At 76.6% G+C, this 5,288-nt stretch carries 3 protein-coding genes and 2 pseudogenes; 3 read left to right on the top strand and 2 right to left on the bottom strand.

Annotated features, from left to right (window positions below; genetic code table 11):
* Positions 1-156 precede the first annotated feature (156 nt).
* Positions 157-2,034 (bottom strand): hypothetical protein, encoded by a 1,878-nt coding sequence (locus B0E53_RS37175; protein ID WP_146167870.1) that lies wholly within the window; start codon positions 2,032-2,034, stop codon positions 157-159.
* On the opposite strand from B0E53_RS37175, the pseudogene B0E53_RS32895 reads away from it, so the two are divergent.
* Both B0E53_RS32895 and B0E53_RS32890 read left to right on the top strand, forming a co-directional pair.
* Positions 2,011-2,760 (top strand): annotated as a pseudogene (locus B0E53_RS32895) (hypothetical protein); the annotation flags it as partial. The gene B0E53_RS37175 and the pseudogene B0E53_RS32895 sit on opposite strands and share 24 nt — an antisense overlap.
* 454 nt (positions 2,761-3,214) lie before the next feature.
* A pseudogene (locus B0E53_RS32890) lies at positions 3,215-4,138 on the top strand (HAD-IIA family hydrolase); the annotation flags it as partial.
* 9 nt (positions 4,139-4,147) lie between these two features.
* Here B0E53_RS32890 and B0E53_RS32885 read toward each other — a convergent pair.
* The gene (locus B0E53_RS32885) at positions 4,148-4,483 is read right to left on the bottom strand and encodes an SCP2 sterol-binding domain-containing protein (protein WP_107079517.1); all 336 of its coding nucleotides are present in this window, start codon (positions 4,481-4,483) and stop codon (positions 4,148-4,150) included.
* Positions 4,484-4,596: 113 nt separating this feature from the next.
* Here B0E53_RS32885 and B0E53_RS32880 point away from each other — a divergent pair, with 113 nt between their 5' ends.
* On the top strand, positions 4,597-5,223 hold the full coding sequence (locus B0E53_RS32880; RefSeq protein WP_107079516.1) for a hypothetical protein: 627 nt from the start codon (positions 4,597-4,599) through the stop codon (positions 5,221-5,223).
* Positions 5,224-5,288 lie beyond the last annotated feature (65 nt).

Below are 5,288 nucleotides of genomic sequence, written 5' to 3'. Positions count from 1 at the left end.
CTAAGCCCTCCAGCGCCGATGGTACTGCACTCGGGAGGGTGTGGGAGAGTAGGACACCGCCGGACAATCTTCCAGTCGAGGGCCGCCCCAGCAGGGTCGGCCCTCGACTGCGTTAGCGTCTTCGGAGACGCAATGAGGAAGGATGTACCTGTGAGTTCAGGACCGCAGGGCGACGATCGCCCCCGTCGTTACGAGGACCGTGCCGAGCGTGGGCAGGGGCGCGGTGACGCCCGCCGCGACGACCGTCCCTCGTACCGGGGCGACCGCGACGACCGCTCGGGCGGCCCGCGAGGCGGCTTCCGCGCCGGCGACCGCGACAGCGGTTCCCGCGGGGGCGACCGACGTGACGGCAGTTCCGGCGGAGCACGCCGCGAGGGTGGTTTCCGTGGCGGCGACCGCGAGGGCGGTGGCTTCCGTGGCGGGGAGCGTCGCGAGGGTGGTTTCCGCGGTGGCGACCGCGAGGGCGGTGGCTTCCGTGGCGGCGAGCGTCGCGAGGGCGGTTTCCGTGGCGGCGACCGCGAGGGCGGTGGCTTCCGTGGCGGCGAGCGTCGCGAGGGCGGTTTCCGCGGTGGCGACCGCGAGGGCGGTGGCTTCCGTGGCGGCGAGCGTCGCGAGGGCGGTTTCCGCGGCGGCGACCGTGAGGGCGGCCGTGGGGGCGAGCGTCCCGAGGGCGGCTTCCGTGGTGGCGACCGCCGTGAGGGCGGTTTCCGCGGTGGGGAGCGTCGTGAGGGCGGTTTCCGTGGCGGGGAGCGTCGCGAGGGCTTCGCTGGCGGTGAGCGCCGCCCGGGCGGCGACCGTGAGGGTGGCTTCCGTGGCGGTGAGCGCCGCGAGGGCGGTTTCCGCGGCGGCGACCGTGAGGGTGGCTTCCGTGGTGGCGAGCGTCGCGAGGGTGGCTTCCGCGGTGGGGAGCGTCGCGAGGGCGGTTTCCGCGGTGGTGAGCGCCGCGAGGGTGGCTTCCGCGGCGGCGACCGTGAGGGTGGCTTCCGTGGTGGCGAGCGTCGCGAGGGTGGCTTCCGCGGCGGGGAGCGTCGTGAGGGCTTCGCTGGCGGTGAGCGCCGCCCGGGCGGCGACCGCGAGGGCGGCTTCCGCGGCGGTGACCGCCGTGAGGGCGGCTTCCGGGGCGGCGAGCGTCGCGAGGGCTTCGCCGGTGGTGAGCGCCGCGAGGGATTCCGCCGCGACGAGCGGCCCGGTGGCGTCCGTGGGGGCGAGCGCCGCGAGGGTGGCTTCCGTGGCGGCGACCGTGAGGGTGGCTTCCGTGGTGGCGAGCGTCGCGAAGGCGGCTTCCGTGGCGGCGACCGCCGTGAGGGCGGTTTCCGCGGCGGCGAGCGTCGCGAGGGCTTCGCTGGCGGTGAGCGCCGCCCGGGCGGCGACCGCGAGGGCGGTTTCCGCGGCGGTGAGCGTCGCGAGGGTGGCTTCCGCGGCGGCGACCGTGAGGGTGGCTTCCGCGGCGGCGACCGTGAGGGTGGCTTCCGTGGCGGTGAGCGTCGCGAGGGTGGCTTCCGCGGCGGCGACCGTGAGGGTGGCTTCCGTGGCGGTGAGCGTCGCGAGGGTGGCTTCCGCGGCGGCGACCGTGAGGGTGGCTTCCGTGGCGGTGAGCGTCGCGAGGGTGGCTTCCGCGGCGGCGACCGTGAGGGTGGCTTCCGTGGCGGTGAGCGTCGCGAGGGTGGCTTCCGCGGCGGCGACCGTGAGGGCGGTTTCCGTGGCGGTGAGCGTCGCGAAGGTGGCCCCGGTGGTGAGCGTCGCGAGGGTTTCCGTCGCGACGAGCAGCCCGGTGGCTTCCGCCGCGAGGAGCGCGAGGGTGGCTTCCGCGGTGATCGGGAGCGTACCGAGCGCGACGGTGAGCGCCGGGGCTACGGCCGGGACGACCGCGGCCAGGGCGCCGCGTACCGCGAGCGGCGGGACGAGCGCTCCGAGGGGCGTACGGGTGAGGCGCCGGCGTTGCCGGACGAGGTGGTCGCGACCGACCTCGACTCGACCGTCCGGGCGGAGCTGCTGTCCCTGGCCAAGCCGGTGGCGGAAACCGTCGCCCGGCACCTGGTCGCGACCGGGCTGCTGATCGACGACGACCCGGCCGAGGCGCTGGCGCACGCCATGGCGGCCCGCCGGCTCGCCTCGCGGATCGCCGCGGTGCGGGAGGCCGTCGGGCTGGCCGCGTACCACGCGGGGGAGTGGCAGACGGCGATCGCCGAGCTGCGTACCTACCACCGGATGACCGGGCTGCAGAGCCACCTGGCGGTGCTGGCCGACTGCGAGCGGGCGCTGGGCCGTCCGGAGCGGGCCATCGACCTGTTCCGCGGGGCGGACCGGGACAAGCTCGACCAGGGCGTCGCCATCGAGCTGCTGATCGTGGCCGCCGGGGCGCGGGGCGACCTCGGGCAGAAGGACGCGGCCGTGGCCATGCTCCAGGTTCCCGAGCTGACCGCCGAGTCGACCGAGCCGTGGGCGGCGCGGCTGCGCTACGCGTACGCGGACGCGCTGTTGGCGGTGGGTCGGCGCGAGGAGGCGCGGGAGTGGTTCTCGCGGGCCGCCGACATGGACGCCGAGGGCGAGACCGACGCCGCCGAGCGGCTGTTGGAGCTGGACGGCGTCGTCATCGAGGGCGACGACGAGGTGGACGAGGAGTTCGCCACCGGTCCGGGCGCCCCGGGCGCCGTGCCGGCCCGTCCCGACGCCGACCTGACCGGCGACGCCGACGATCTCGACGACGACGAGGACGACGACGGCCTCGACGACGACGACGATGACGAGGACGAGGACGACGACGAGGACGACGGCTACGACGACGAGGATGGCGACCTCGACGACGAAGACGACGACGAGGACGAAGACGACCTCGACGACGCGGACGACGACGACCTCGACGACGAGGACGACGACCTCGACGGCGACGCGGACGAGGACGACGACCAAGGCGACGAGGACGACGACCAGCGCGACGAGGACGGGGACGACGACCTCGACGGCGACGCCCGGCTGCGGGCCGACGCCGTCGCGGCGGACGCCGCTGACGCGGTACCGGCCGGCGAGGGCGCCGGGTACCGGGACCGGGACGCGTCGGACCTGGGTGACGACGAGCTGACCGACGCGGAGGCGCGCTCGCTCGCCGCCGACACCCGCGCCGCCGCCGTCGACGCCGCCGGCCCGGGCGCCTCGGGCGGCAACGCGACGGGCGACGAGGCACCGGAGCGCCGGTGACCGGGAGCGCCGGGGACGCGGCGCGGTCGAGGCGGTCGGCCGGCTGCGTGCCGAGGGCCGGGCGGTCGCCTACGCGACGAACAACGCCTCGCGCCGCTCCAGCGAGGTGGCCGACCTGCTCACCGGCATGGGTGTGCCGGCCGGCCCCGAAGAGGTCCTCACCTCCGCGGCCGCCACCGCCGAGCTGCTGCGCGACCGGCTGCCTGCCGGCGCGCCGGTGCTGGTGGTCGGGGCGGAGGCGCTGCGCGCGGAGCTGCGCGCCGTGGGCCTGCGCCCGGTGTCGACCGTGGACGAGGAGCCCGCCGCCGTGGCCCAGGGATACGGCCCGCAGGTCGGCTGGTCCGACCTGGCCGAGGCGTCGCTGGCGGTCCGGGCGGGCGCGTCCTGGTACGCCACCAACACCGACCGCACCCTGCCCAGCCCGCGCGGTCCGCTGCCCGGCAACGGGTCGCTGGTGGCGGTGCTGCGCACGGCGCTGGGGCGGGACCCCGACGTGGTGGTGGGCAAGCCGGAGCCGGCGCTGTTCGCCACCGCCGCCCGCCGGGCCGGCGAGGGGCGGACCCTGGTGGTCGGCGACCGGCTGGACACCGACATCGAGGGCGCCCGGCGGGCCGGCCTGGACAGCCTGCTGGTGCTCACCGGGGTGAGCGACGTGGCCGAGCTGCTGGCCGCGCCCGAGGCGCGCCGGCCCGCGTACGTCTCCTTGGACCTGGCGGGGCTCTTCGATCCGGCGGCCGTGGTGCGGCTGCCCGGTGCGGCGGACGCCGGCGGCTGGTCGGCGACCGTGACCGACGTGGGGCTCGCCCTCGACGGCGCGGGACGCCCGCTGGACGCCATCGCGGCGCTCTGCGCGGTGGCCTGGTCGACGGGGGCCGGCCCGCGGGTGCGGCCGGCGTCCGAGGCGGCGGGGGAGACCCTGGCCGTGCTCGGCCTGGCGGACTGACGTCCCCGGTCAGAGCAGCTTGCGGAGCTTCATCAGGTCGAACGGGTTGGCCTTGATGGAGACCCGCCGGGCGCCCACGGCCTTCATGATGTCGAGCTGACCGTGCACCAGGGCGACCAGGTCGTCGCTGTTGGTGCTCAGCGCGATCTTCGCTTTCGGGTCGTCGCCGTCGGCCAGGTCGACCAGCCGGCCGCCCTCGATGCGTCCGTGGAACGCGGTGTCCAGGTCGGTGACCCGGCAGGCGAGGGTGCGGTCGAGGTCGATCCGGCCCTGCACGTCGGCGTGCCGGTCCAGCCGGGCGGCCAGGTCCCGCAACGCCTGCCGGCACTCGTCCACGCTGGCCACATCGTCTCCTCACCACGCGCCACGCCGTTTCCCGGCACCGTACCGCAATGGGGCGTGCGGGGCGCCCGGTAGCGTGACACCTGCACACCCCGCCCCGCGGAAGGACCTCAGGCATGCAGGACGCGTGGCGCGCCTACCTCGAGCTGGCCATGGGCCTGACGGAGGCGCCCCGGAAGAAGGCCCAGGACGCCGTGAAGCGCGTGGTCGGCCAGGGCGGCGCGACCGCCGCCCAGCTCCAGTCGCTCGCCGAGGAGCTGGTCTCCACCGGCCTGGCGAACCGGGAGGCGCTGACCAAGCTGGTCCGCTTCGAGGTGGATCGCGCCCTGGGCGCGGTCGGGCTGGCCACCGGCGACGAGGTCGCCGAGCTGACCCGCCGGGTGCACGACCTGGAGCGGCAGCTTCGTGAGGCGAAGGCCACCGGCACGCCGGTGACCGCCGCCCCGAGCGCCGGGGCCGGCCCTGGCCTGGCCGCCGAGACGGCCGGGTCCGGCGAGGTGACGCCCTCCGGGGAGTCGACCGCGGAGCAGCCGACCACGCCGGCCGCCGGGGCGCCGGTCTCGGCACCTCCCACGCCCGCACGGACCAAGGCGATCGCGAAGAAGGCCGTGGCGAAGAAGGCCATCGCGAAGAAGCCGGCCGCCACGGTCGTCCGGACCCCCGCCGAGGAATCGCCGGCCACCCCGACGCGGCCGGTCAAGAAGGCCGCCGGGCGCAAGGGTTCCGGCGGTACCGGCTCGTGACCGCGCCGTTCCGCCCGGGCCCGCCGCCGGGCCCGCGCCCCGGGCCGCCGCCGGCCGGTCCCCGG

It is taken from the genome of Micromonospora sp. MH33, from assembly GCF_003013775.1.
Taxonomy (GTDB): domain Bacteria; phylum Actinomycetota; class Actinomycetes; order Mycobacteriales; family Micromonosporaceae; genus Micromonospora; species Micromonospora fulviviridis.
The sequence above is the reverse complement of the archived record's forward strand: the minus strand, read 5'-3'. Positions and strand labels throughout refer to the sequence as shown.

Excerpts from the sequence above, each read along its gene's own strand:
- B0E53_RS32880 (WP_107079516.1), top strand. The coding sequence starts at position 4,597 with ATGCAGGACGCGTGGCGCGCCTACCTCGAGCTGGCCATGGGCCTGACG.